The sequence below is a fragment of the Massilia sp. R2A-15 genome, assembly GCF_030704305.1.
Taxonomy (GTDB): domain Bacteria; phylum Pseudomonadota; class Gammaproteobacteria; order Burkholderiales; family Burkholderiaceae_D; genus JAFCUW01.
Map to the genome: position 1 here is coordinate 2,612,600 of NZ_CP131935.1, position 23,054 is coordinate 2,635,653.

A 23,054-nucleotide genomic window follows, 5' to 3' on the forward strand; every position below is an offset into this window, starting at 1 on the left:
AACCGGTTTTTTGGCCGGCCGGGGCCGGTCCTCCCGGCCGCCCCGTTCGTTCGACCGTGTTGGCCGGCGACTACCGCGTGAGCGCCGGTCCGACGTATTTCATCAGCAGGCCTTTTGGTCCGATCGCCCAGCCGGTGGAAGGCGAGGCGAATGCGACCGTGTTCATTGGCGTGCGATCGAGGGCGGTCCAGCTTCTGCCTGCGTCCAGCGTGTAGCCCGATCCCGCCAGGCCGGCCGCGACAAAGCTCGACGGGGCGCCGTTCACCGGCATCACCACCGACATGTAGCCGGTCGGCAGAATCGAAACTGGAGCCCAGGTCGCGCCCCCGTCTTCGCTGCGCGCGCCGTTGACCGCGGCCAGCGCAGGCTCCTTGTAGTCGCCGCCCGCTGCCAGCCCGAGGCGAGGACTGGCGAAGCCGACCGAGAATGCCCCGCGGGCAGCCGCGCCGGCCGGAATCGGCAGCGCCGCGGCGTGCCATGAAGCGCCGCGGTCGCTCGAATGGAATACGCGCGACGATTGCGCGCCACCGGTGACGATCCATGCGTCGCGCGCGCCGGCAACCGACAGGCAGGTGCCGCTGGCGGCGAAAGCGCCCTCGTTCGGCAGCGCGTCGAGGCCTTTGCTGTCCATCTGGCGCCAGGTCACGCCGCCGTCGGCGGTCACGTAGGTCTGGAAGCGGCCCTTGACCGGGTCGCCGAACAGGATGCCGTTGTCGGCGTCCCAGAACGCCATCGCATCCCAGAAGCCGTCGGCAAACTGATTGGTCGCCAGCAGGCGCCAGGTTGCGCCGCCGTCGTCGGTACGGTAGATGCGCGAAGCGGCGCCGGGGCCGGCGCTCATGACCAGCGCGGACTTTGCGTCGATGGCGTGGATGTCGCGGAAATCGAGCTTGTCGGCATCCGGTACCTGCATCGCCTGCCAGTGCGCGCCGTCGGTGGTGCGCAGCACCGTGCCCCTGGCGCCGCTGGCCCACGCCACGGTTTCGCTGACGACCGACAGGCCGCGCAATTCGGCGGTGGTGCCGCTTGCTTCAGCGCGCCAAGGCTGGGAAGGCGCCGCCGGCGGCATCGGCGCACAGGCGGAAAGGCAGGCAATCAGGAAAGGAGTGCAGGCAAGGTGTCGGCGCATGAAGGAACCTGTCGGAGATTTGGAAGATTCAGATCATACGATACAAATGACGCGTCGTACCTGCGAAGGCAGGCACCCATACTGAGCATGCCGAAGAGGCTAATGCCATCTCAGCATAGGTACCTGCCTGCGCAGGTACGACACGCTACTGGATATGCCAGCCGCCGCCCAGGGCCTGGATCAGCGCCACCGCCGTGGTCTGGCGATCGGCCTGCGCCTGCACCAGCGCGCGCCGCGCCGACAGCGCGGTGGCCTGCGCCTGCACCACTTCCGTGTAGCTCACCTGCCCCGCCTTGTACCGGTTCAACATCTGCTCCTCGACCAGGTTGGCCGCGTCGGCGGCCTGGCGCCGCAATACCGTCTGCTGCGACAGCACATGCGTCGCCGCCAGCTGGTCCTCGACATCGCCGAACGCCACCAGCACCGTCTGGCGGTAGCGCGCCGTCGCCGCCTGCTGCGCCGCTTCGGCGCCGGCCACCGCCGCCCGCGTCGCGCCGCCGTTGAAGATCGACTGGGCCGCCGACAGACCGAGCGACCACACCGCGTTCGATACGCTGAACAGGTTCGACACGCTGCTGCCACTGGTGCCGTACGATCCGGAGAGCCCGATGTTGGGGTAATAGGCCGCACGCGCAATGCCGATCTGCTCGTTGGCCGCGGCCACGCGCCGTTCCGCCGCCGCGATGTCGGGCCGCCGCTGCAGCAGCGCCGACGGCACGCCGGCCGGCACGTCCGGCACATTGGCCTGCCACGGCGCCGCGGCCAGCGTGAAGTCGGCCGGCGCTTTGCCGAGCAGGATGGCGATCGCATGTTCGAGCTGGGCGCGCTGGCGAACCAGAGTCAGGTCGTCGCTCTGGGCGTTCGCCAGCTGGGTTTGTGCTTGCAGCACGTCGGACTTGGCGGCGATGCCGGCGTTGAAGCGGTTCTGCGTGATCTGCAGCACGCGCTGGTAGCCCGCAATGGTCTGCGCCAGCAGTTCGCGCTGGGCGTCGGTTTCGCGCAGCGTGAAGTAGTTGGCGGCCAGTTCGCCCTGGGCCGACAGGCGGGCCGCGGCCAGGTCCGCAGCGCTGGCCTGCGCATTGGCGCTGGCGCCGTTGACGCCGGCGCGCAGCCGGCCCCACACGTCCGGCTCCCAGCTGCCTCCCAGCGTCAGGTGGTAGCGCTTGTCGGAGGACGACGACGAACCCGGACCGCCGCTCTTGTCGGCGCCGGCGTTGAGCGACACGGTCGGGAACAGCGAGGCGCGCTGCTGCTGCACCAGGGCGCGCGCCTGCGCATAGTTGGCGACGGCCGCCGCGACGTTCTGGTTATTCACCTCGACGCTTGCCGCCAGGTCGTTGAGCAGCGGATCGCGGAACAGCGTCCACCACGGGCCGCGGTCGAGCGTGTCCGCAGGCGCTGCGGGCTGCCAGGGGCCGGCTTCCTTGAACGCAGCGGGCTGCGGGGTGGACGGCAGCTTGTAGGCCGGGCCGACCGCGCAGCCGCTAATTAGGCCGGCGGCCAGCAGGCATGCGGCGAAGGTGGCGTGGCGTGGTGTCATGGGCTTGGTTCTCATGGTCAGGTTGGCGCCGGCACGCGGCTCAAGGCGCTTTCTTCAGGGCTGCGGCGGCGCAGCTTGTCGAGCAGGATGTAGACCACCGGGGTGGTCAGCAATGTCAGCAGCTGGCTGGCGATCAGGCCGCCGATGATGGCGATGCCAAGCGGCTGGCGCAGCTCCGATCCCTCTCCGAAGCCGATCGCCAGCGGCAAGGCGCCCAGCGCGGCGGCCATGGTCGTCATCAGGATCGGGCGGAAGCGCAGCAGGCAGGCCTCACGCACCGCCGACACCGCATCGAGCCCGCGCGAACGCTCCGCCTCCAGCGCGAAGTCGATGATCAGGATCGCGTTCTTCTTGACGATGCCAATCAGGAGGAACACGCCAATCAGCGCGATGATGGTGAACTCCATCTTGAACATCAGCAGCGCCAGCACGGCGCCGACGCCCGCCGAAGGCAAGGTCGAAAGCACAGTGACCGGGTGCACCAGGCTTTCATACAGGATGCCCAGCACGATGTAGATGACGACGATGGCCGCGAGAATCAGCAAGGGCTGCTGCTGGTTCGATTCCTGGGCGGCGCGCGCTGTGCCCTGGAAGCTGCCGCGCACGTTGGTCGGCATGCCGATGTCGGCTTCGGCCTGGTGCACCGCGGCCTGCCCGTCGGCCAGGTTGCTGCCTTCGGCCAGGTTGTACGACACGGTGGTGGCCAGCTCGCCGTCCTGGTGGTTGACCGAGGTGGGCGTCGATTCTTCCGCGAAGCTGGCGATCGCCGACAGCGGGACCATGTGGGTAGCCGATCCGGACAGCGCCTGCCCGCTGGATGGGTCGCGCGCCGCGGTCAGGTTGGCCGGCGCCGCGGCCGTGCCGTTGTCGGCCGATGTGGCCGAGGCCTGCGCTCCGGTCGATGCGGCCGTCGCCTTCGACGGCACGTACACGTCGCGCAGCGCTTCGGGCGTTTGCGCATATTCCTTCGCCACGCCCATGATCACATGGTACTGGTTCAATTCGTCGTAGATGGTGGCGACCTGGCGCTGGCCGAAACCGTTGTACAGCGCGTTATCGACGTCGCGCGTGGTGATGCCGAGCCGCGTGGCGCTGTCCTTGTCGATCTTCACGTAAGTCTCGACGCCGTTCTCGGCCTGGTCGGTATCGACGTCCACCAGCGCGGGCTGGCGCTTCATCGCGTCGGCCAGCTTGGCCGCCCACAGCTTCAGGTCGGCGCGGTTGTCGCTCTTCAGCGTGTACTGGTAGGTCGAATTGGACTGGCGCCCGCCCATGCGCAGGTCCTGCACCGGATTGAGGAACAGCGACACGCCGGTCACCCGCGCCAGCTGCGGGCGCAGGCGCGCGATCACGGCCTGGCCGGCGTCGCCCTTGACGCGTTCGGACACCGGCTTGAGGTTGATGAACATGAAGCCGCCGCCCGCGCGCGCGCCGCCGGTGAAGCCGACCACGGTGGCCACCGCCGGGTCGCGCTTGATGATGTTCACCAGCTGGCGCAGTTTCTCCTGCATCGCCTGGAACGAAATCGACTGGTCGGCGCGGATGCCGCCGTTGATCTGGCCCGTATCCTGCTGCGGGAAGAAGCCCTTCGGCGCCGCCGAGAACAGATAGACGTTCAGGCCGACCACGAAGGCGAGGATCAGCATTACCAGCAGTTTGCTGTGCAGCGCCCAGTCGAGCGAGTGCTCGTAGCCCTTGAGCACCTTGCCGAAGCCGCGCTCCGCCCACTGCGCGATCTTGCCGGGCTTGCGCTCGATGCCGCCCGGCTTGAGCAGCCAGGCGCACATCATCGGCGTGGTGGTCAGCGAGATCACGAGAGAAATCATCACCGCGGCCGACAGCGTGACGGCGAACTCGCGGAACAGCCGGCCGACCTGGCCGCCCATGAACAGCAGCGGGATGAACACCGCCACGAGCGACAGGCTAATGGACAGCACCGTGAAGCCGACCTCGCGCGCCCCCAGCAGCGCCGCCTTCATGCGATCCATCCCGTCCTCGATATGGCGGCTGGTGTTTTCCAGCACCACAATGGCGTCGTCGACGACAAAGCCGGTGGCCACAGTCAGCGCCATCAGCGACAGGTTGTTCAGGCTGAAGCCGAGCAGGTACATGACGCCGAAGGTGCCCAGCAGCGAGACGATGGTGGCAACCGCCGGGATGATGGTGGCGCGCACGCTGCGCAGGAACACGCTGACCACCAGCACCACCAGGGCGATCGAAATCATGAGGGTCAGCTCGATCTCGTGCAGCGACGAGCGGATCGAATTGGTGGAGTCGGACGCAACCTCGATTTTCACATCCCCCGGCATCTGCGCCTGCAGTGTGGGCAGCAAGGCGCGCACGCCGTCCACGGTGTCGATGACGTTGGCGCCCGGCTGGCGCGTGACCAGCACGATCACGGCCGGCTCGCCGTTGAAGAGGCCAAGCGTGTTGACGTTCTCGACGCCGTCGGTAACGGCGGCGACGTCCTGCAGGCGGATCGCGGCGCCGTCGCGCCAGGCGACGACCATGCTGCGGTAGTCGGCCGCGCTACGCCCGCCGGAAGCGCCGGCCGCCTGCGAATAAATCTGCAGGCGCTTGCCGTTGCCTTCGATCGCGCCTTTCGGGCGATTGGCGTTGGTGGCCTGGATCGCCGCACGCACGTCTTCGGTCGATACGCCGTATTTGTTCAGCGCATACGGCAGCAGGTCCACCCGCACCGCGGGCAGCGAGCCGCCGCCGATCTCGACGTCGCCAACGCCCTGCACCTGCGCCAGCTTCTGCTGCACGAGGTTCGAAACGGTTTCGTAGATCTGGCCAGGCGTGCGGGTCTTCGAGGTCAGCGCCAGGATGATGACCGGCGCGTCGGACGGATTGGCCTTGCGATAGGTCGGATTGCTGCGCAGCGTGGACGGCAGGTCGGCGCGCGACGCGTTGATCGCGGCCTGCACTTCGCGCGCGGCCGAATCGATCTTGCGGTTCAAGTCGAACTGCAGGCTGACGCGGGTCGAGCCGCTGCCGCTGTTCGAGGTCATCTCGTTGACGCCGGCGATGACGCCCAGGCGCCGCTCGAGCGGCGTGGCCACGCTGCTGGCCATCGTGTCGGGGCTGGCGCCGGGCAGCGAGGCCGACACCGAAATGGTCGGATAGTCCACCTGCGGCAGCGGCGACACCGGCAGCACGAAGAAGGCGCCGATGCCGGCCAGCGCGATCCCCAGCGTCAGCAGCACGGTGGCGATCGGGCGCCGCACGAATGGCTGCGACAGGTTCATGCGGTCGCCTCTCCCCGCTTGCTTGCCGCGCGCGCTTCAACGCGGCGCGCCAGGCGGTCGAAGCCGAGGTAGATCACGGGGGTGGTGAACAGCGTCAGCAACTGGCTGACGATCAGGCCGCCGAAGATGGCCAGGCCCAGCGGCCGGCGCAGCTCGGCGCCCTCGCCCCAGCCGAGCATCAGCGGCACGGCGGCGAACAGCGCGGCCAGCGTCGTCATCAGGATCGGGCGGAAGCGCAGCATCGCGGCCTGGTGGATCGCCTCGCGCGGCGGCTTGCCTTCGTCGCGTTCGGCCTCGATGGCGAAGTCGATCATCATGATGGCGTTCTTCTTGACGATGCCGATCAGGAGGATGATGCCGATGATGCCGATCACACCCAGGTCCTGGCCGAAGATGATCAGCGCCAGCAGCGCGCCCACGCCGGCCGACGGCAGCGTGGAGAGGATCGTCAGCGGGTGGATGTAGCTCTCGTACAGCACACCGAGAACGATGTACACGCACACCACGGCGGCGAGAATCAGCCACAGCTGGTTCGACAGCGAGGCCTGGTAGGCGCCGGCGGCGCCGAGGAAGGTCAGGCTGACCGACGCAGGCAGCCTGATGTCTTTCGAGGCAGCCTTGATCGAATCGACCGCGGTGCCGAGCGATACGCCGGGCGCGGTGTCGAAGCCGATGGTGGTGGCCGGGTACTGCGCGACGTGGGTGATCTGCAGCGGCGCCGGCTGTTCGGTGATGGTGGCGATTGCCTCGAGCGGGGTCGGCTTGCCGGAGCCGGTCTTGATCGGCAGGCGCTTGAGCGACTCGATCGACATGCCGGCGTCGCGCTTGGCTTCCAGGATCACGCGGTACTGGTTGGTCTCGGTGAAGATGGTCGAGACGATGCGCTGGCCGAAGGCGCTGTACAAGGCGTCGTCGATGTTGGCGGCGGTGACCGACAGGCGCGAGGCGCTGTCGCGGTCGATGCTGACGAACGCCGCCACGCCGGTGGCGCCTGCATCGGTGACGACGTTGCGCACCTTCGCGTCGTTCTGCAGGCGCGCCACCAGCTTGCCGGCCCACTCGTTGACGCTGGCGTTGTCGGCGCCCTCGATCGACACGCGGTACTGGGTCGGGCCGGTTTCGGCGTCGATGGTCAGGTCCTGGGTCGGCTGCAGGTACAGCGTCACGCCGGCGATCTGCGACACACGGTTGCGCAGGCGCGCCATGATCGCGTCCTGGTTGCTGCTGCGCTTGTCCTTCAGGTTGATCAGCATGCGTCCGGTGTTGAGCATGGTGTTGTTGGCGGCGTCCACGCCCACGTTGGAGCTGAGCGAGAGCACGTCCGGATCGTCGAGGATGACTTTCGCCGCCGCCTGCTGCAGCTCGGCCATGCCGTCGTAAGAAATCGCCTGGCGCGCCTCGATCCGCGCCTGCAGCTGCCCGGTGTCCTGGGTCGGGAACAGGCCTTTCGGGATGAACAGGTACAGCAGCACGGTCAGTATCAGCGTGACCAGCGCGACGATCAGGGTCAGGCCCTGGCGTTCCAGCACCCAGTTCAGGGCGCCGTCGTAGCGATGGATCACGGCGTCGAAGAAGGCCTGGGTCTTTTGGGCGATCCGATTCGGCTTCTCGTCTTCATGGCTGCGCAGCCAGCGCGCCGACATCATCGGCACCAGCGTCAGCGACACCACGGCGGAGATCAGGATGGTGATGGCCAGCGTGACGGCGAACTCGCGGAACAGGCGTCCGACCACGTCGCCCATGAACAGCAGCGGAATCAGCACCGCGATCAGCGACACCGTCAGCGAGATGATGGTGAAGCCGATCTGCGCCGCGCCCTTGACGGCCGCCGCCATCGGCTTCTCGCCTTCCTCGATATAGCGCGCGATGTTCTCGATCATGACGATGGCGTCGTCGACGACGAAGCCGGTGGCAATCGTCAGCGCCATCAGCGACAGGTTGTTCAGGCTGTAGCCAAGCAGGTACATCGCGCCGAAGGTGCCGACCAGCGAGATCGGCACGGACAGGCTGGCGATGACGGTGGCGCGCACGCTGTGCAGGAAGGCGAAGATCACCAGCACCACCAGCACGACGGCGAGGACCAGCTCCATTTCGACGTGCGATACCGAGGCGCGGATGCCGGTGGTGCGGTCGGTCAGCACGTCCAGCCGCAGCGCCGTCGGCAGGCCAGATTGCAGCTCGGGCAGGCGCGCCTTGATCGCATCGACGGTGGCGATGACGTTGGCGCCGGGCTGGCGCTGCACATTGAGGATGATCGCCGGTTTCAGGCCGGACCATGCGGCCAGCTTGACGTTTTCGGCGCTGTCGACCACTTGCGCCACGTCGGTCAGGCGCACCGGCGCGCCGTTCTTGTAGGCGACGATCAGGTTCTTGTAGTCGGGGACGGCCAGCAGCTGGTCGTTGGCGTTGATCGAATAGGCGCGCGTGGGCCCGTCGAAGCTGCCCTTGGCGCTGTTGGCGTTGGCCGCGGTGATCGCGGTCCTCAGCGTGTCGAGTCCAAGACCGTAGGACGCCAGCGCCTCGGTGTCGGCCTGGATGCGCACGGCGGGACGCTGGCCGCCGGACAGCGTGACCAGGCCGACGCCGGTGACCTGGCTGATCTTCAGCGCGAGGCGCGTGTTGACCAGGTTCTGCACCTCGGTCAGCGGAACGGTGTCGGAGGTGATGGCCAGCGTGAGCACGGGGGCGTCGGCCGGATTGACCTTGGCGTAAACCGGCGGCGCCGGCAGGTCGGTCGGCAGCAGCGAGCCGCCGGCGTTGATCGCGGCCTGCACTTCCTGCTCGGCGACGTCGAGGGTCTGGCCCAGGCTGAACTGCAAGGTGACAACGGAGACGCCCGAGGCGCTGGTGGAGCTCATGCGCGCGAGGCCGGCCATCTGGCCGAACTGGCGTTCGAGCGGCGCGGTGACGGTGCGCGCCATGACTTCGGGGCTGGCGCCGGGATACAGGGTCTGCACCTGGATGGTCGGGAAATCGACTTGCGGCAGCGCGGACAAGGGCAGGAACTTGAAGCCGACCAGGCCAGCCAGGACGATCGCCAGCATCAGCAGCGAGGTGGCCACCGGGCGCTGGATGAATGGGCCGGAGGGGCTCATGGCGTCACCACAAGACTGTCGTTCCTGCGAAGGCGGGAACCCATGCTGAGCGAGAGGCGCGGGAACGCATGCTCAGCATGGGTCCCAGCCTTCGCTGGGACGACATTTCCAACGCTTGTGGTGCTGATCATTGCGCGGCGCCTTCAGGACGGCGGCGACGGCGTTCGCCGGCGGCCGGCGCGGCGTCGGTCGACGCGGCGGGAGCGGAAGCAGCGGGTGCAGCACCTTCGGCGCCGCGCCGTCCGCCACGGCGTCCGCCCTGCCCGCCCCCAGCCGGCTTATCGCCCGGCAGTATCACCTTCGCGCCATCCTTCAGGCGATCGGCGCCTTCGGTAATTACCTGCTCGCCCGCCTCCAGCCCGGTCTTGACCTGCACCTTGTCGACCGTGGCCTGGCCCCGCGTGACGGGACGCAGGGCAACCGTGCGTTCGGCCGCATTCAACACGTAGACGAAGTCGCCGCTGGCGCCGTGGCGCAGCGCCGTCACCGGCACCACCACCGCATCCTTGATGTTGCGTACCTCCAGCCGCAGGTTGACGAACTGGCTCGGGAACAGCTTGCCGTCGGCGTTGGTGAAGCGCGCCTTGGCCTTGACCGTGCCGGTCTGGACGTCGACCTGGTTGTCGAGCGCGTTGAACCTGCCGCTGGCCAGGCTTGTCGTTCGGGTGCGGTCGAGCGCAATCGCCGGTAACGGCGCGCCCTCGTGCACGCGCGCCTGCAGGTCGGGCACCTGGTCCTGCGGCACTGAGAATTCGACGTCGATCGGCGCGAGCTGGGTGATCACCGCGATGCCGTTGGCGTCGCCGCTGCCCACCAGGTTGCCCATATCGACCACGCGCAGGCCCACGCGGCCGCTGATCGGCGCCTTCACCTGCGTGTAGCTGAGGTTCAGTTTCGCCACACCCTCGGAGGCGCGGTCGGTCATGACGGTGCCTTCGAGCTGCTTGACCAGCGCCGCCTGGGTGTCGACTTCCTGGCGCGCGATCGAGTCCTGGGTCAGCAAGGTGCGAAAGCGTGCCAGCGTGACCCTGGCGCTTTCGAGCTGCGCTTCGTCGCGCTGGCGCTGGCCGCTCGCCTGCAGCAGCGCCATCTCGAAGGCGCGCGGATCGATCGTGACCAGCACCTGGCCGGCCTTGACCAACTGGCCTTCGGTGAAGTTGATCTTCTGGATCACGCCCGACACTTGCGGCCGCACGGTGGCCGTGGCCGCGGCGGTGACGGTGCCGAGCGCGTCGAGCACGACGGGGATGTCGGCCTTTTCGGCCGTCGCTACGCCGACCGTGGTGGCGGGGGCGCCGCGACCACCAGGGCCGCCGCGGCCTCCTCCGCCTCCGCCGCCGGGCCGCTGGCCCTGGGCGCCGGGGGCCGCGGTGTCGGCGGACGGATGCGTCAGGTGCCAGGCAAGGTAGCCCAGTCCCGCCATCGCGAGTACGGCGACGATGCTGCCGATGATCCGGCCGCGCCGGGAGTGGCGACGAGGGAGGGTTTTATCGGTGACGACGGGCGGGAGCTCCATGCTGATCCTTGGTCAAAAGCATAACAATTGTGACCAAACTGTAGCATGGGGATATGCGCGGGTATGTTTCGAGCCGCACACAGCGCATAACAAATCGGGAGGGGATGGCGGGTTTGAAACACAGTGACATGCTGTGAATACGGGACGCCGCGCGCTTATTGATGGGCTACATGGTGTTACAAAGCCGCTACAACTTTGTTCGGAGGCGCACGGGGAAATGGGGTCGGATCCGCCAGAGCGACGGGGACGCCGAGTCCCCGAAGTTGTCGCAGGCCGTAGAAAACAGCCGAAGTTTGCAGAAGGTGGCGTCAAAGACGGGGTCAGGTCCGCAGGACCAGACCCCAATGCGCGCGGCGGCTGGCGACCATTTCTAGTACGGCAGCGCGCACAGGCAGTGCGTCACGGCCGCATACGGCTTCTTGCCGTCGGCAAGCTCGGACAGCCAGCCCAGCTCGCGCGTGACGTCGGCCACCGCGGCTGCCGGCAGGCCGGCGGGCATTAGCCCCAGCTTGACCTGCACGTTGAACATCTGCGCCTCCGATACGCCGAACAGGCCAAGCAGGTGTTCGACGGCCGAGCCCTGGCGCTCGATGTAGGCCACCCGGTAGCCCGGCGCCAGTTTGGCGCGCGTCGCCGCCGACGCCAGCGCGTCGCGGTAGCTGCCCAGCCGGTCGACCAGCCCGCGCTCCTTGGCCTGCGCGCCGGTCCACACGCGGCCCTGCCCCACTTCGTCGATCTTCTCGGGCGTGGTCTTGCGCGCCTGCGCGGCCTTGGCGGTGAACTCGCTGTAAATATGGTTGATGCTGCTCTGGACCAGCTGGCCGAAGCGCGGGTCCATCGGCCGCAGCGGATTGTAGGCGTCGGCCAGCCACGTGGTGGTGGTGCCGGCAGTGTGGATGCCCAGCTTGTCGACCACTTTTTCGGCGGTCGGCAAAATCGCGAACACGCCGATCGAGCCGGTGATGGTGGCCGGATCGGCGATCACTTCGTCGGACGCCATCGAGATCCAGTAGCCGCCCGACGCGGCCACGTTGCCCATCGAGACCACCACCGGCTTGCCGGCCTGGCGCGTCAGTTCCAGCTCGCGCCGGATCAGCTCCGAACCGAAGGCGCTGCCGCCGGGCGAGTCGACGCGCAGTACGACCGCCTTGATCTGGTCGTCCTCGCGCGCGCGGCGAATCAGCTCGGACGTGGACCTGCCGCCGATGGCGCCGGGATTTGCGGTGCCTTCGGTGATGTCGCCCGACGCGACGATCACGCCGACCGCGTCGCCGAACAGCTTGGGATGGTGCCGCCCCACATAATCTTCGAAGCTCACGTGGCGGAAGGTCTTGCCTTCGAGGTCGGGCGCGCCCTGCTTGATCATCATCGCGCGCAGCTCGTCGCGCGTCATCAGGCCATCGACCAGCTTCGCCTGCAGCACCAGCCTGGCGGCGTCGCCCTTCGCTTCGTCCATCAGACTGGGCAGGTTGTCGATCATCTTGTTGATGGCGCCGGCGGGCAGCTTGCGCTGCTGCTCGACCTGCGCGGTGTAGCCGTCCCACAGCGCGTTGTAGAGGAAGGATTCGGCCTCGCTGGCCGCGTCCGACGGACCGTTGCCGATGTACGGCTCGGCGAAACTCTTGTAGGTGCCGACCTTCATCAGGTTGACCGTGACGCCGATCTTGTCGAGCGCGTCGCGATAGTAATTGCGGTGGCGGCCGAAGCCCTTGATGTTCAACACGCCCATCGGGTGCAGGTAGACCTTGCTGGCGTGCGAAGCGATCAGGTACTGGCGCTGGTCGTAATTGTCGCCCCAGGCGATGACGGGCTTGCCGGCTGCCTTGACGCGGTCGACCGCGGCGCCCACTTCGTTGAGCATCGCCATGCCCGCGCCGTCCATGTCTTCCAGCAGCAGCACGACGCTGCCGATCGAGGCGTCGCCGGCGGCGTTGTCGAGCGCCGTCAGCACGTCGCGCAGCTGGACGGTGCGCTTGGCGTCGCCGCCGATGTTGGCCATCAGCGCATCGCGCACGTTGCCGCTGCTTTGTTCGACCAGCGCGCCCTTCAGGTCGAGCAGCAGCGCCGTCTTCGGCGCCAGCGGCTTGACGCCGCCGCCGAACCACGCCACCAGGATGATGATGACGATGGTGAGGAAGATCAGGTTGAGCAGCGTGCGGCGGGTGGCGTCGATAAAGCGCCAGAACATGCCGAAACCGCGGCGCAGGGAAGTCATGGGTTTGAAGGACATCGGCACTCCGGCAATGGATTAAGCGAACCAGCGCTCACTGTAAGCGAAAAAACGTCAAGCCGGCGCGGCGACCGCCAGTTTCTCCGGCCGCGAGATCGCCCACAGGCCGGCAAACACCAATATGCCATTGACCATCAACAGTTCAAGCCCGAAGCGGTAAGTTCCGAACAGTTGCTGCTGATACAGCTCAAGCAGCGCGCAGATCACCGGCGCGCCGATGGTGACGATCGGCACCAGGCGGTCGTTCAGGGTGCGCCGGGTCAGGATGCCGAAGCCGAACAGGCCGAGCAAGGGGCCGTAGGTGTAGGCGGCCAGTTTCAGGATCACGCCGATCATGCTGGCGTTGTCGACCCATTTGAACACCAGCACCAGCGCCAGGAACAGGAAGGCGAAACCGAGGTGCACGCGCTGGCGCCAGCGCACCTTCTGCTGCTCCGTCAGATCGTCGCGCCGCTTGATGCCCAGCAGGTCGATGCAGACGGTCGAGGTCAGCGCGGTGATGGCGCCGTCGGCGCTGGGGAACAGCGCGGACACCAGCGCGATCAGGAAGATCACCTGCACCGCGGCCGGCAGATGGCCGGTGACGATGGCCGGGAACAGCTGGTCGCCCTGGGCGGTCACGCCGACGATCGGCGCGTAGAGGTGCAGCAGGCCGCCGAGGAACAGGAACAGCGACAGCACGATCACCAGCACCACGGTCAGGCTGAGCAGGTTTTTCTGCGAGTCGGCCAGGGTCTTGACGGAGATGGTCTTTTGCATCATCTCCTGGTCCATGCCGGTCATGGTCAGCACGATGAAGGCGCCGGCGACCACCTGCTTGAGCCAGAAACTCGGGCTGTCCGGCGCGGTCGTGAAGATGCGCGAGAGGCCGCGCGCGTCCATCTGGGCCAGGCTGTCGCCGACCGACAGGTGCAGCTGGCCGAGCAGGAACACCACGCAGGCGACCAGGCCGATCAACATGCAGGTCGTCTGCAGCGTGTCGGTCCAGACGATGGTTTTCACGCCGCCCTGGTAGGTGTACACCAGGATCATGGCGAGAATGACCAGGGTGGTCAGCCAGAACGGCACGCCCAGGCTGTCGAGGATGATGACCTGCAGGATGTTGACGACCAGGTACAGGCGCGCGGTGGCGCCCAGCAGGCGCGACAGGATGAAGAACGATGCGCCGCTCTGGTAGGCGCGGCGGCCCAGGCGCACGTCGAGGTAGTGGTAGATCGAGGTGAGCTTGAGGCGATAGTACAGCGGCAGCAGGATGTAGGCGACGGCGATGTAGCCAACGACGTAGCCAAGCAGGATCTGGCCGTAGCCGAAGCCGTCGCGGCCGACCGCGCCGGGCACGCTGATGAAGGTGGCGCCGGACAGGGTGGTACCCACCATGCCGAATGCGACGAGCATCCAGTTGCTGCTCTTGTTGCCGATGAAGAAACTATCGTTGTTGGCGTTGCGGGAGGTGGCCCAGGCGACGCCGAGCAGCAGCGCGAAATAGCCAATCAGGATGCAAAAAAGTAAAGCTGGGGACATGGCGGAAGCGAGGGTTGATCAGGTCGCCAGCAATATACACCAACGGAGGGGACTGGTCCTGCGGACCTGTCCCCATTTTGAAATTCCAGCGATATCAGCGAAAACCAGAATGGGGTCAGGTCCGCAGGACCAGACCCCGATGCTGCAAATTTCGACGCTGAGGACGCCGCGGTGACCAGAGCACTTCAGATTTCCTCGCCCCTGACCCGCTCGAACGGCCCGATGCACGTTTCCAGCGTTTCGTCGGCGCACATCAGGAAAATCTGGCCGGACGGATGGAAGCGCAGGTAGTTGGTCGCCGTGGTGCCGACCTTCATCACCTCGCCCGAACAATCCTGCTTGCCGTTGTCCTTGACGATCTTGTCGTCGAGCCGATAGAAGCCCTTGTCGCTGGGCTTCTCGAGGATGGCGAACTCGCTCTCGGACACCTCGTGCGCGCTGGTCACCAGGCTGGTGCCGTCGCCGCGGAACCGGTAGGTCTCCGAACAGCGGCCGTCCGGCAGCGTGAGCCGCCACACGCCGATGATCGGATGGTTGGACGACGGCGGCGCCGCGCCCGCCCCCATGCACAGCAGTGCCAGCGACAATCCCACTCCCGCAAGCGAACGCATGACGCTCTCCTTCAAGATGATCGTGTTCCCGACATCTTAGTGTGCGCCGATTTCGTCCGCTCGTCGCGTCCTGCCGAGCGGCAATCGTTAACCGTTGTCGGCGACCGCCTTCGGCTTGGCCGGGCGGCGAGGACGCGCCGCCGGCTTGCGCGCGGCTTTGGACTTCGGCGCTTCGGCTTCGGCCACCACCGGTTCCGGCGCAGGTTCCGGCGCAGGCGGCAAAGCCAGCGGCTCCGTCGCTGCCTCGACTGCGACCGTCGCCTTCTTCCGTGCCGCCGCCTTGCGCGCGCCTTCACGCGGCGGGCGGCGCTTCTCGGCCACCGGCGCCTCTTCGGCGACCGGCGCAGGCGCCTCTTCGACCACCACCGCCTCGACCGCCGGCTCCGGTTCCGGCGGCGTGACTACCGGTGCGCGGAAATCGGTGCGGCCGCGGCCACGGCCGCGCGGCTTGGCGGCCGGCGTTTCGACCGGTTCCGGCGCCGCTGCCGGCTCCTCTACCTGCACCACCGGCGCCACCGCCACCGGCTCGGCCGGCGCTGCCTGCGCGCCGGAGCTGCGGTAGACATACGCGCCGGATTTCTCGTCGCGGCCAAATTCGAGCATGCCGCGCGCCTGCGCCTCTTCCAGCAGGTTGCCGAAGGTGCGGAAGCCGAAGTAGGTCTCGTTGAAGTCCGGACGGCGGCGCTTGAGCGTATCTTTCAGCAGCGAAGCCCAGATCTTGCCGCTGTCGCCACGTTCGGACACCAGCGCGTCGAACATCTCGACGACCATCTCGATGGCCTGCGCCTTGCGCGCTTCCAGCTCTTCCTTGCGCTTGTTGCCGCCTTCGTCGGGCGACGCCGCGCGCTTTTGCTGCGGCTGCGACTTGCGCTCGTCGCGCTTGGCCGCGGCGCGCTTCACTTCGCGCACCAGGTCGTCGTAGAAAATGAATTCGTCGCAGTTCGCCACCAGCAGGTCCGAGGTGGACTGCTTCACGCCCACGCCGATCACCTGCTTGTTATTCTCGCGCAGCTTCGACACCAGCGGCGAGAAGTCGGAGTCGCCGGAGATGATGACGAAGGTGTTGACGTGAGACTTGGTATAGCACAGGTCGAGCGCATCGACGACCAGGCGGATGTCGGCCGAGTTCTTGCCGGACTGGCGCACGTGCGGGATTTCGATCAGCTCGAAGTTCGCTTCATGCATCGTGGCCTTGAACCCCTTGTAGCGCTCCCAGTCGCAGTAGGCCTTCTTGACGACGATGCTGCCCTTGAGAAGAAGCCGTTCGAGCACCGGCTTGATGTCGAATTTTTCGTAGTTGGCGTCGCGGACGCCCAGTGCGACGTTTTCAAAATCGCAGAACACCGCCATGCTGATGTTTTCGGGGGATGAAGCCATAATGTTGTTTTCTGTGGAGGTGTGTGGCTGAGAATCCGCAGATTATACGCAACAACATTCAAATGGCGTCACCCCAGACGATTACAGGCGGTCCACGGTGGCCTGGTCCGGCACCCCGTCGAAGAACTTGTTGATGCACTCGACGAAGACCGCTTCGTCCGGCGCCACTTCGGAAAACAGCGTCATCGACGAATGGAATTTCAGGTCGTCGGGGGCGTCGAAGATCTCCTCGACGGCCTTGTCGTCGATGGCCGCCACGAGCGCGCTGCACTCGCGCAGGCGCGCGCCGAGCAGCGGGTGGGCCAGATAGGCGGCCGCCTCGTCGGCCGATGAGATGGCGTAGGTCTGGGCCATCGCGCTGTGGCCGAGGCCGGCGATCTGGGGGAAGATGAACCACATCCAGTGCGTCTGCTTGCGCCCTGCTTTCAGTTCGGCGACGACCTTTCGGTAGACGGGCGCTTGCGCTTCGACGAAGCGCTCGAGGTTGAATTGAGTGTCCATGTCGGGCCTCCTTCCGCTCGCATTCTAGCGCGGGGCCGTGCTACAGTGGCGCGCATGAAACCGGAACACCTGCAACTGCTGCTGACGCGCGACATGCCGTATGGGAAGTACAAGGGACGCAAGCTGGCCGAACTGCCGGGGCACTACCTGGGATGGTTCGCGCGCGAGGGATTTCCGCGCGGCGAACTGGGCGAACTGATCGCGCTGATGTACGAACTCGATCACAACGACTTGCGGGGCTTGCTCGATCCGCTGCGGCGCTGAGCGAAGGCGGGGTCTGGTCCTGCGGACCTGACCCCATTTTGAACTGCTCGAAGATGGGGTCAGGTCCGCAGGACCAGACCCCGATACATCACCTCAGCGGCCTACCTGCAGGCGCGCGCCCTGCTGCTGCATCCGCGCGAACTCGTCGCCCGTCACCGCCGCGCTGAACAGCCATCCCTGCAGCTGGTCGCAGCCCAGGTCGCGCAGGAACGCCATCTGCTCGGCCGTCTCGACGCCTTCGGCCACGATCTCCTGGCGCAGCTGCTGCGCCATCGTGACGATTGCCCGCGCAATGGCGCAGTCGTTCTCGCCGTCCGGCAGCCCGACCACGAAGGAGCGGTCGATCTTGAGCGTGCTGATCGGGAATTTCTTCAGGTAGGCCAGGCTCGAATAGCCGGTGCCGAAGTCGTCCAGCGCCAGCGCCAGTCCCATCGCCACCAGCTCGTTCATGATGGCAATCACGCTGTCGCTGCCGCCCACCAGCAGGCTCTCGGTAATCTCCAGCATGATCTGCTCGGGCAGCACACCATGCCGGTCGAGCACTTGTTGGATGCGGGCCGGCAGGCGTCGGTCGAACTGGCGCGCCGACAGGTTGATCGCCACCGGCGGCATCGCCAGGCCGGCGTCCTTCCAGGCGCGGACCTGGCGGCAGGCCTCGTCGAGCACCCAGGCGCCGATGTCGAAGATCAGCCCCGTCTCTTCGGCCAGCGGGATGAATTCGGCCGGCGGCACCATGCCGCGCTCGGGATGGCGCCAGCGGATCAGCGCCTCGGCCCCAACCATCCGGCCGCTGCGCAGGCTCACCTTCGGCTGGTAGTGCAGCTCGAGCTGGCCGCCCGCCAGCGCGGCGCGCAGCTCGTTCTCGAGCCGCAGGTGGTCCTTGGCGCGCTGGTCCATCTCTTCGCTGTAGAACAGGAAGCGGTCGTCCGCGCCCGCCTCCACCCTGGCCACCGCGACGTCGGCGTAGCGGATCAGCGTGGCGGTGTCGGTGCTGTCCTCGAGGTAGACGGCGACACCGATGCGCGCGCCCACACGCAGGCTGTGCGCGCCGGCGGCGACCGGCTGCGCCAGCGTGGCCAGCAGCTTCTGGGCGACGATGCCGGCGTGCTCGCGCTTTTCGATGTGCGGCAGCGCCACGGCGAACTTCACGGTGTCGATGCGCGCCAGGATGTCCGCGTCGCGCAGCGCGCCACGAAAGCGCCGCCCGACTTCGCGCACCGCGTCGCCGGCGACGTCGGCCCCGAGCGACTCGCCGTACGCGGCGACCCGGTCCACTTCGATCACCAGCAGCGCGCCGTATTCGCTGGCGCGCCGCGCTTCGCTGAGCATCTGGTCGACCAGGTGGTTGAACAGGCTGCGGTTCGGCAGCCCGGTCAGGGTGTCGTAGTTTGCCAGGCGCTGCATGCGCGCCTCGGCGTCCTTGTGCACGCCGATGTCGGAAAACAGCGAAAACGCATGGGTGACCGCGCCGGCGGCGTCGCGCACCACGCTGATCGTCACCGTCTGCGGAAACGGCTCGCCGCTCTTGTGCCGGCCGACGATCTCGCCGCGCCACGGCCCGTGGCCTTGCATCGCGGCGCGCACCTTGGCCACCAGGTCGGCGTCATGCACGCCGGCGCTGAGCATGTCGGCGCCTTGGCCGAGCGCTTCGGCCGCCGAGTAGCCGGTCAGGCGGGAGAACGCGGCGTTTACCGAGACGATGCGCTGCCCGGCGTCGGTGATCAGCACGCCGTAGTCGCTGTCTTCGATCATGCGCGAATGCAGCGCGAGCTTGTCCTGCCCGGTGAGCGCGCCGGCCGCCGGCGCCAGACGCACCATCACGCCGGCCGGCTCGCCCGCGTCGTCGTGGATCATCGACAGCGCCATCGCCACCCGCACGATCTCGCCGCTCTTCGTGCGCCGCAGGACCTCGACCGGCGCGCTGCCGGGCTCCGCGAACCAGCCGGCCGGTTCGTCGCCATCGTCGGCATCGAGAAACAGTACATGCTGGCCGAGCGCTTCGTCGGGCGTATAGCCGAACAGCGCGTGGGCGCCGCGGTTCCAGCCGGTCACGTAGCCGGCCAGGTCGAGCGAAAGCGCCGGCTCCTCGTCGTCGCCGTCGGCGCGCGCGCCGGCCGCGGCCAGCGCCTCATCGAGTTCGCACAGCACTGCGTCGAGCGCGGCGCCCTGCAGCGAACGCGCGGCGCGCGCCAGCCGCAGGCAGCGGTCCAGCGCGGCGTCAGGCATTCCCCTGGCTCTCGCGCAGCGCGCCCTGCATCCAGCCGGCGGCGTCCACCATCGCCTGATTAAAGTCCTGGCGCGGGATCTGCAGCGCCTCGAGCTGGGCGGCCACGCCTTCGAGGTCGCCCCGTTCGGCGCGCTCGAACAGCATCAGCAGCGTGCCAAGTTCGCCCTCGCGCCGCAGCAGCGCGGCATGCACCGCGTCGCCCAGCGCCAGCGGCGCCAGCACTTCGGTCAGCGGCATCCCGAACAGCACGCCGAGCAGCGAGAACATGCCCGCCATGAAGCCCTGGTCCTGGGTGTTCTTGTCCAGGCCGCGCGACCTGGCCAGCAGCTCGAGCGCGCGGGCGCGCATCGCCACCCGCGCCAGCAGCATCGCCGAGCGCACGTCATTCTGGCGCGCGGCGAACAGCATCAGGTTGAGCCAGCGGCGCAGTTGCTGGCGCCCCAGCATCAGCAGCGCCTGCGAGAAGCTGGTGATGCGGCGCCCGCCGGCTACGCCGAGCGAGTTCACCAAGCGCAGCAGGTTGTACGACAGCGTCGGGTCGCGCCGCAGCAGCGCTTCGATTTCGTGGGTGTCGGCGTCGGCCGAGACCAGCTGCACCATTTGCAGCGCGGTGGCGCGCGAGGCGGCTTGGGGGCCGGTGGCCTTGGGCGGCGGCGCCATGCACCAGTCGCCGTCCACCCATGCCGCGGCCGGCGGCAGGTAATCCGGCTCCAGCCGGTCGTCGGCGCGGCACAGCGCGCCCGCCGCCATTTCCTTCCAGCCGGCGTCCTGCAGGGCGAGCGCCGCGGCGGGCGCGATCTGCGGACGGTAGAAACAGTCGAAGCCGCCGGAGAGGGCCTCGAACGGCTCGGCGCCGAACAGCGGCAGCAGGGCCGCGGCGTCGCCCGCGCCGGCGTCGATCAGCAAGCCGGCGGGCTTGCCGGTGCGGTCGCCCAGCACCCGGAAAAAGACCAGCGGAACAGGTATCGTGGCATTCATTGCAAGCTTCGGAAATCGTGACTATCGTTGTCCATGTTACCTCGAAAGTGTTGATTTCTACCAACATTTCGCGCATGGCTGTGGACCGATTGTTACACCTCGGAAGGGTTCGCGCCGGGAAGCGCCGCGCACAGCCGGGCGAACAGGCCGCCCTGCTGCATCCGCTCGCGCCACCAGCGCAGCGCCGCGCCGTCGTCGGCGCTGCGCCAGGCCACATAAAAGGTTTCGGGAGCGCGCGCCTCCTCGACCTCCTTTTCCACCAGCAGGCCGCGCGCGATGGCGGCGCGCGCGCACGGCTCGGGCAGGAAGCCGAACCCGAGGCCGGCCAGCTGGAACTCGAATTTCAGCCGCATGGCCGGCACGGTCAGCGCATCCTGCCCGAGCAGCAGTCCGACCGTGCGCCCCACCATGTTGCGGGCGCTGTCGCCGACGACGATCGCACGGTGCTCCTGCAGGTCGGCGCGCCCCAGCGGCCCGGGGTGCTGGGCCAGCGGATGGTGCGGCGCCACCGCGAACACGAAGCGCATCTGGCCAATCGGGCGCGCGACATAGCCGCCGCCGGCCGGCCCCTCGCCCGCCACACCAACCAGCAGATCGACGCGCCGGTCCAGCAGCGCCTCCCAGGTGCCGGACAGGGCCTCCTGCAACAGCCGCAGGCGCGTGCTGTGGGCGATTTCGTAGAACGCGGCGATATCGTCGCGCAGCGCGAAGGCCGAAAACATCGAATCCATGCCGATCGCCAGTTCGGTCTCCCAGCCCGAGGCTACGCGCTGGACGCGCTGCTCGAGCTCGAGCGCCGCCTTCAACAGGAAGCGGCCCTGCTTGAGCAGTTCGCGCCCGGCCGGCGTGAGCAGGATGCGCGGACCGTTGCGCTCGAATACCTGCAATCCGAGGTCGTCCTCCAGCTTGGCGACCATGTACGAAATCGTCGACGGCACCTTGTGCAGCTCGTGGCCAGCCTTGGCGAAGGAGCCGCGGCGGTCGATCGCATCGACGATCTGCAGCGCTTCCAGCGATAATTTCAACATTCGATTTTTTCGATCATAGGATTCAAAACATTCCGTTTTCCGAAACGGCGGCGCAGGAATATACTGGCTTCTCTGAGGCGATTGGTCATCGAAATTATCGCACGTAACCTGAACAGAAACGGAGCAAGTCATGCTGCAAGTACGAAAAAGCGCGGATCGGGGCGACGCCAACCACGGCTGGCTACACTCGAAGCACACCTTCTCGTTTGCCGACTATCGGGATCCCGAGCACACCGGCTTCGGCCCGCTGCTGGTGATTAACGAAGACCGCGTGGCGCCGGGACAGGGCTTCGGCACCCACGGCCACCGCGACATGGAGATCATCTCGTACGTGCTGGACGGCGCCCTCGAGCACAAGGACAGCATGGGCACGGGATCGGTGCTGCACTATGGCGACGTCCAGCGCATGAGCGCCGGCAGCGGTGTGCGCCACAGCGAATTCAATGGCTCGCGCAGCGAACCGGTGCACTTCCTGCAGATCTGGATCGAGCCGAACGTGCGCGGTATCGCGCCCAGCTACGAGGAGAAGCACTTCGCGCCGGAGACCAAGCAGGGCAAGCTGCGCCTGATCGCGTCGAACGACGGGCGCGACGGCTCGGTGCTGATCCACCAGGATGCGGCGATTTTCGCGGCGATCCTCGGCGGCGGCGACAAGGCGAGCCACGCGCTGGCGCCGGGGCGCACCGGCTACGTTCACGTGATCCGCGGCGAGGTCACCGTCAACGGCATCGCGCTGGGCGGCGGCGACGCGCTCAAGCTCACCGGCGAAGCGGCGATTGAACTTGCACAGGCGACGGACGCCGAAGTGCTGGTGTTCGACCTGCCGTATTAATAATGACAATGGGGTCAGGTCCGCGGGACCAGACCCCGGCTTCGATCGCCGTCGCGTGAATATCGGGGTCTGGTCCCGCGGACCTGACCCCATCTGCCCTGTAACTACGAGAAGTCCCGATTTCCGCTACACTTGCGGCTACAGAAATAGATTCAGAGATACCGCCATGCCCGCCACACCCAACGATCACCTGCTCGACTACGTCACCTCGTGCGCCCTGCCGACGCCGTGGGCGCAGTTCACGCTGCACGCCTTCGTCGAACACGCCACCGGCAAGGAGCATCTCGCCATGACCTTGGGCGACATCGGCGACGGCGAACCGGTGCTGGCGCGCGTGCATTCGGAATGCCTTACGGGCGACGTGCTGTTCTCGCAGCGCTGCGATTGCGGCGCCCAGCTCGAAGGCGCGCTGCGCAAGATCGCCGACGAGGGCCGCGGCATCCTGCTGTACCTGCGCCAGGAAGGCCGCGGCATCGGCCTGGTCAACAAGATCCGCGCCTACCGCCTGCAGGAAGCCGGCGCCGACACGGTCGAGGCCAACCTGCAGCTGGGCTTCCACGCCGACGCCCGCAACTACGAGCTGTGCCAGCCGATGCTGGCGCAGTTCGGCATCAAGACGCTGCGCCTGATGACCAACAATCCGCGCAAGATCGACGCGATGGAGAAGCTGGGCGTGCGCGTGGCCGAACGCGTGCCGCTGCTGGTGAACCGCAACGCCTTCAACAACAGCTACCTCAATACCAAGGAAGCGAAGCTGGGGCACATGATGACGCCGCTGGCCGAAGCGGTCGCCGAGGACGGCGAGCTGTAAGTACGGGACGCCGCGGATCGATACCGGGGTCTGGTCCTGCGGACCTGGCCCCATTTTCTGCATCCGTCGCAGCCCAGGATGGGGTCAGGTCCGCAGGACCAGACCCCGTTCCCAATCCCCCCACGCGCGGCGGCAAATAAGTT

At 67.3% G+C, this 23,054-nt stretch carries 16 protein-coding genes; 3 read left to right on the forward strand and 13 right to left on the reverse strand.

The window, feature by feature from the left end; all coding sequences use genetic code 11:
* Window positions 1-70: 70 nt before the first annotated feature.
* The 10 genes from Q4S45_RS12020 to Q4S45_RS12065 all read right to left on the reverse strand — a co-directional run bounded on the left by Q4S45_RS12020 (window position 71) and on the right by Q4S45_RS12065 (window position 16,771).
* Window positions 71-1,129: a hypothetical protein gene (locus Q4S45_RS12020; protein ID WP_305504446.1), complete on the reverse strand. Its 1,059-nt coding sequence runs from the start codon at window positions 1,127-1,129 to the stop codon at window positions 71-73.
* 145 nt (window positions 1,130-1,274) lie between these two features.
* Window positions 1,275-2,669, reverse strand: coding sequence for an efflux transporter outer membrane subunit (locus Q4S45_RS12025; protein ID WP_305504448.1), 1,395 nt, complete (start codon window positions 2,667-2,669; stop codon window positions 1,275-1,277).
* Window positions 2,670-2,686: 17 nt separating this feature from the next.
* On the reverse strand, window positions 2,687-5,920 hold the full coding sequence (locus Q4S45_RS12030) for an efflux RND transporter permease subunit (protein ID WP_305504450.1): 3,234 nt from the start codon (window positions 5,918-5,920) through the stop codon (window positions 2,687-2,689).
* Window positions 5,917-9,015: an efflux RND transporter permease subunit gene (locus Q4S45_RS12035; RefSeq protein WP_305504452.1), complete on the reverse strand. Its 3,099-nt coding sequence runs from the start codon at window positions 9,013-9,015 to the stop codon at window positions 5,917-5,919. Before Q4S45_RS12035 ends, Q4S45_RS12030 begins: the two co-directional genes overlap by 4 nt.
* 127 nt (window positions 9,016-9,142) lie before the next feature.
* Window positions 9,143-10,531 carry an efflux RND transporter periplasmic adaptor subunit gene (locus tag Q4S45_RS12040; protein WP_305504454.1) on the reverse strand — a complete coding sequence of 463 codons (1,389 nt, stop codon included), beginning with the start codon at window positions 10,529-10,531 and terminating at the stop codon, window positions 9,143-9,145.
* Window positions 10,532-10,901: 370 nt separating this feature from the next.
* On the reverse strand, window positions 10,902-12,761 hold the full coding sequence (gene sppA / locus Q4S45_RS12045) for a signal peptide peptidase SppA (protein ID WP_305504456.1): 1,860 nt from the start codon (window positions 12,759-12,761) through the stop codon (window positions 10,902-10,904).
* Between the two features lie 54 nt (window positions 12,762-12,815).
* Window positions 12,816-14,282 carry a sodium:solute symporter gene (locus tag Q4S45_RS12050; protein ID WP_305504458.1) on the reverse strand — a complete coding sequence of 489 codons (1,467 nt, stop codon included), beginning with the start codon at window positions 14,280-14,282 and terminating at the stop codon, window positions 12,816-12,818.
* 185 nt (window positions 14,283-14,467) lie between these two features.
* Entirely contained in the window at window positions 14,468-14,893 is a 426-nt protein-coding gene (locus tag Q4S45_RS12055) for a hypothetical protein (protein ID WP_305504460.1), read from the reverse strand.
* 87 nt (window positions 14,894-14,980) lie between these two features.
* Window positions 14,981-16,270, reverse strand: coding sequence for an NYN domain-containing protein (locus Q4S45_RS12060; RefSeq protein ID WP_305504462.1), 1,290 nt, complete (start codon window positions 16,268-16,270; stop codon window positions 14,981-14,983).
* A gap of 81 nt (window positions 16,271-16,351) precedes the next feature.
* Window positions 16,352-16,771, reverse strand: coding sequence for a DUF1810 domain-containing protein (locus tag Q4S45_RS12065; RefSeq protein ID WP_305504463.1), 420 nt, complete (start codon window positions 16,769-16,771; stop codon window positions 16,352-16,354).
* A 54-nt stretch (window positions 16,772-16,825) separates the two neighbouring features.
* Here Q4S45_RS12065 and Q4S45_RS12070 point away from each other — a divergent pair, with 54 nt between their 5' ends.
* The gene (locus tag Q4S45_RS12070; protein WP_305504465.1) at window positions 16,826-17,035 is read left to right on the forward strand and encodes a DUF3820 family protein; all 210 of its coding nucleotides are present in this window, start codon (window positions 16,826-16,828) and stop codon (window positions 17,033-17,035) included.
* 93 nt (window positions 17,036-17,128) lie between these two features.
* Here Q4S45_RS12070 and Q4S45_RS12075 read toward each other — a convergent pair whose 3' ends face one another.
* The 3 genes from Q4S45_RS12075 to Q4S45_RS12085 form a co-directional block, all read right to left on the reverse strand.
* Window positions 17,129-19,261 (reverse strand): bifunctional diguanylate cyclase/phosphodiesterase, encoded by a 2,133-nt coding sequence (locus tag Q4S45_RS12075; RefSeq protein WP_305504467.1) that lies wholly within the window; start codon window positions 19,259-19,261, stop codon window positions 17,129-17,131.
* Window positions 19,254-20,240 (reverse strand): EAL and HDOD domain-containing protein, encoded by a 987-nt coding sequence (locus Q4S45_RS12080; RefSeq protein ID WP_305504469.1) that lies wholly within the window; start codon window positions 20,238-20,240, stop codon window positions 19,254-19,256. The genes Q4S45_RS12075 and Q4S45_RS12080 overlap by 8 nt, the downstream gene beginning before the upstream one ends.
* Before the next feature lie 92 nt (window positions 20,241-20,332).
* A complete protein-coding gene (locus Q4S45_RS12085) occupies window positions 20,333-21,268 on the reverse strand; it encodes a LysR family transcriptional regulator (RefSeq protein ID WP_305504471.1) in 936 nt (311 codons plus the stop codon).
* A 130-nt stretch (window positions 21,269-21,398) separates the two neighbouring features.
* Here Q4S45_RS12085 and Q4S45_RS12090 point away from each other — a divergent pair, with 130 nt between their 5' ends.
* The gene (locus Q4S45_RS12090; RefSeq protein WP_305504473.1) at window positions 21,399-22,100 is read left to right on the forward strand and encodes a pirin family protein; all 702 of its coding nucleotides are present in this window, start codon (window positions 21,399-21,401) and stop codon (window positions 22,098-22,100) included.
* Between the two features lie 166 nt (window positions 22,101-22,266).
* Window positions 22,267-22,911, forward strand: coding sequence for a GTP cyclohydrolase II (ribA, locus tag Q4S45_RS12095; RefSeq protein ID WP_305504475.1), 645 nt, complete (start codon window positions 22,267-22,269; stop codon window positions 22,909-22,911).
* Window positions 22,912-23,054: the final 143 nt, after the last annotated feature.

What these genes read in the sequence shown, in the direction of transcription:
- Q4S45_RS12020 (WP_305504446.1), bottom strand. Translation starts at nt 1,129, where the DNA reads ATGCGCCGACACCTTGCCTGCACTCCTTTCCTGATTGCCTGCCTTTCC.
- Q4S45_RS12025 (WP_305504448.1), bottom strand. Translation starts at nt 2,669, where the DNA reads ATGACACCACGCCACGCCACCTTCGCCGCATGCCTGCTGGCCGCCGGC.
- Q4S45_RS12030 (WP_305504450.1), bottom strand. Translation starts at nt 5,920, where the DNA reads ATGAACCTGTCGCAGCCATTCGTGCGGCGCCCGATCGCCACCGTGCTG.
- Q4S45_RS12035 (WP_305504452.1), bottom strand. Translation starts at nt 9,015, where the DNA reads ATGAGCCCCTCCGGCCCATTCATCCAGCGCCCGGTGGCCACCTCGCTG.
- Q4S45_RS12040 (WP_305504454.1), bottom strand. Translation starts at nt 10,531, where the DNA reads ATGGAGCTCCCGCCCGTCGTCACCGATAAAACCCTCCCTCGTCGCCAC.
- sppA (WP_305504456.1), bottom strand. Translation starts at nt 12,761, where the DNA reads ATGTCCTTCAAACCCATGACTTCCCTGCGCCGCGGTTTCGGCATGTTC.
- Q4S45_RS12050 (WP_305504458.1), bottom strand. Translation starts at nt 14,282, where the DNA reads ATGTCCCCAGCTTTACTTTTTTGCATCCTGATTGGCTATTTCGCGCTG.
- Q4S45_RS12055 (WP_305504460.1), bottom strand. Translation starts at nt 14,893, where the DNA reads ATGCGTTCGCTTGCGGGAGTGGGATTGTCGCTGGCACTGCTGTGCATG.
- Q4S45_RS12060 (WP_305504462.1), bottom strand. Translation starts at nt 16,270, where the DNA reads ATGGCTTCATCCCCCGAAAACATCAGCATGGCGGTGTTCTGCGATTTT.
- Q4S45_RS12065 (WP_305504463.1), bottom strand. Translation starts at nt 16,771, where the DNA reads ATGGACACTCAATTCAACCTCGAGCGCTTCGTCGAAGCGCAAGCGCCC.
- Q4S45_RS12070 (WP_305504465.1), top strand. Translation starts at nt 16,826, where the DNA reads ATGAAACCGGAACACCTGCAACTGCTGCTGACGCGCGACATGCCGTAT.
- Q4S45_RS12075 (WP_305504467.1), bottom strand. Translation starts at nt 19,261, where the DNA reads ATGCCTGACGCCGCGCTGGACCGCTGCCTGCGGCTGGCGCGCGCCGCG.
- Q4S45_RS12080 (WP_305504469.1), bottom strand. Translation starts at nt 20,240, where the DNA reads ATGAATGCCACGATACCTGTTCCGCTGGTCTTTTTCCGGGTGCTGGGC.
- Q4S45_RS12085 (WP_305504471.1), bottom strand. Translation starts at nt 21,268, where the DNA reads ATGTTGAAATTATCGCTGGAAGCGCTGCAGATCGTCGATGCGATCGAC.
- Q4S45_RS12090 (WP_305504473.1), top strand. Translation starts at nt 21,399, where the DNA reads ATGCTGCAAGTACGAAAAAGCGCGGATCGGGGCGACGCCAACCACGGC.
- ribA (WP_305504475.1), top strand. Translation starts at nt 22,267, where the DNA reads ATGCCCGCCACACCCAACGATCACCTGCTCGACTACGTCACCTCGTGC.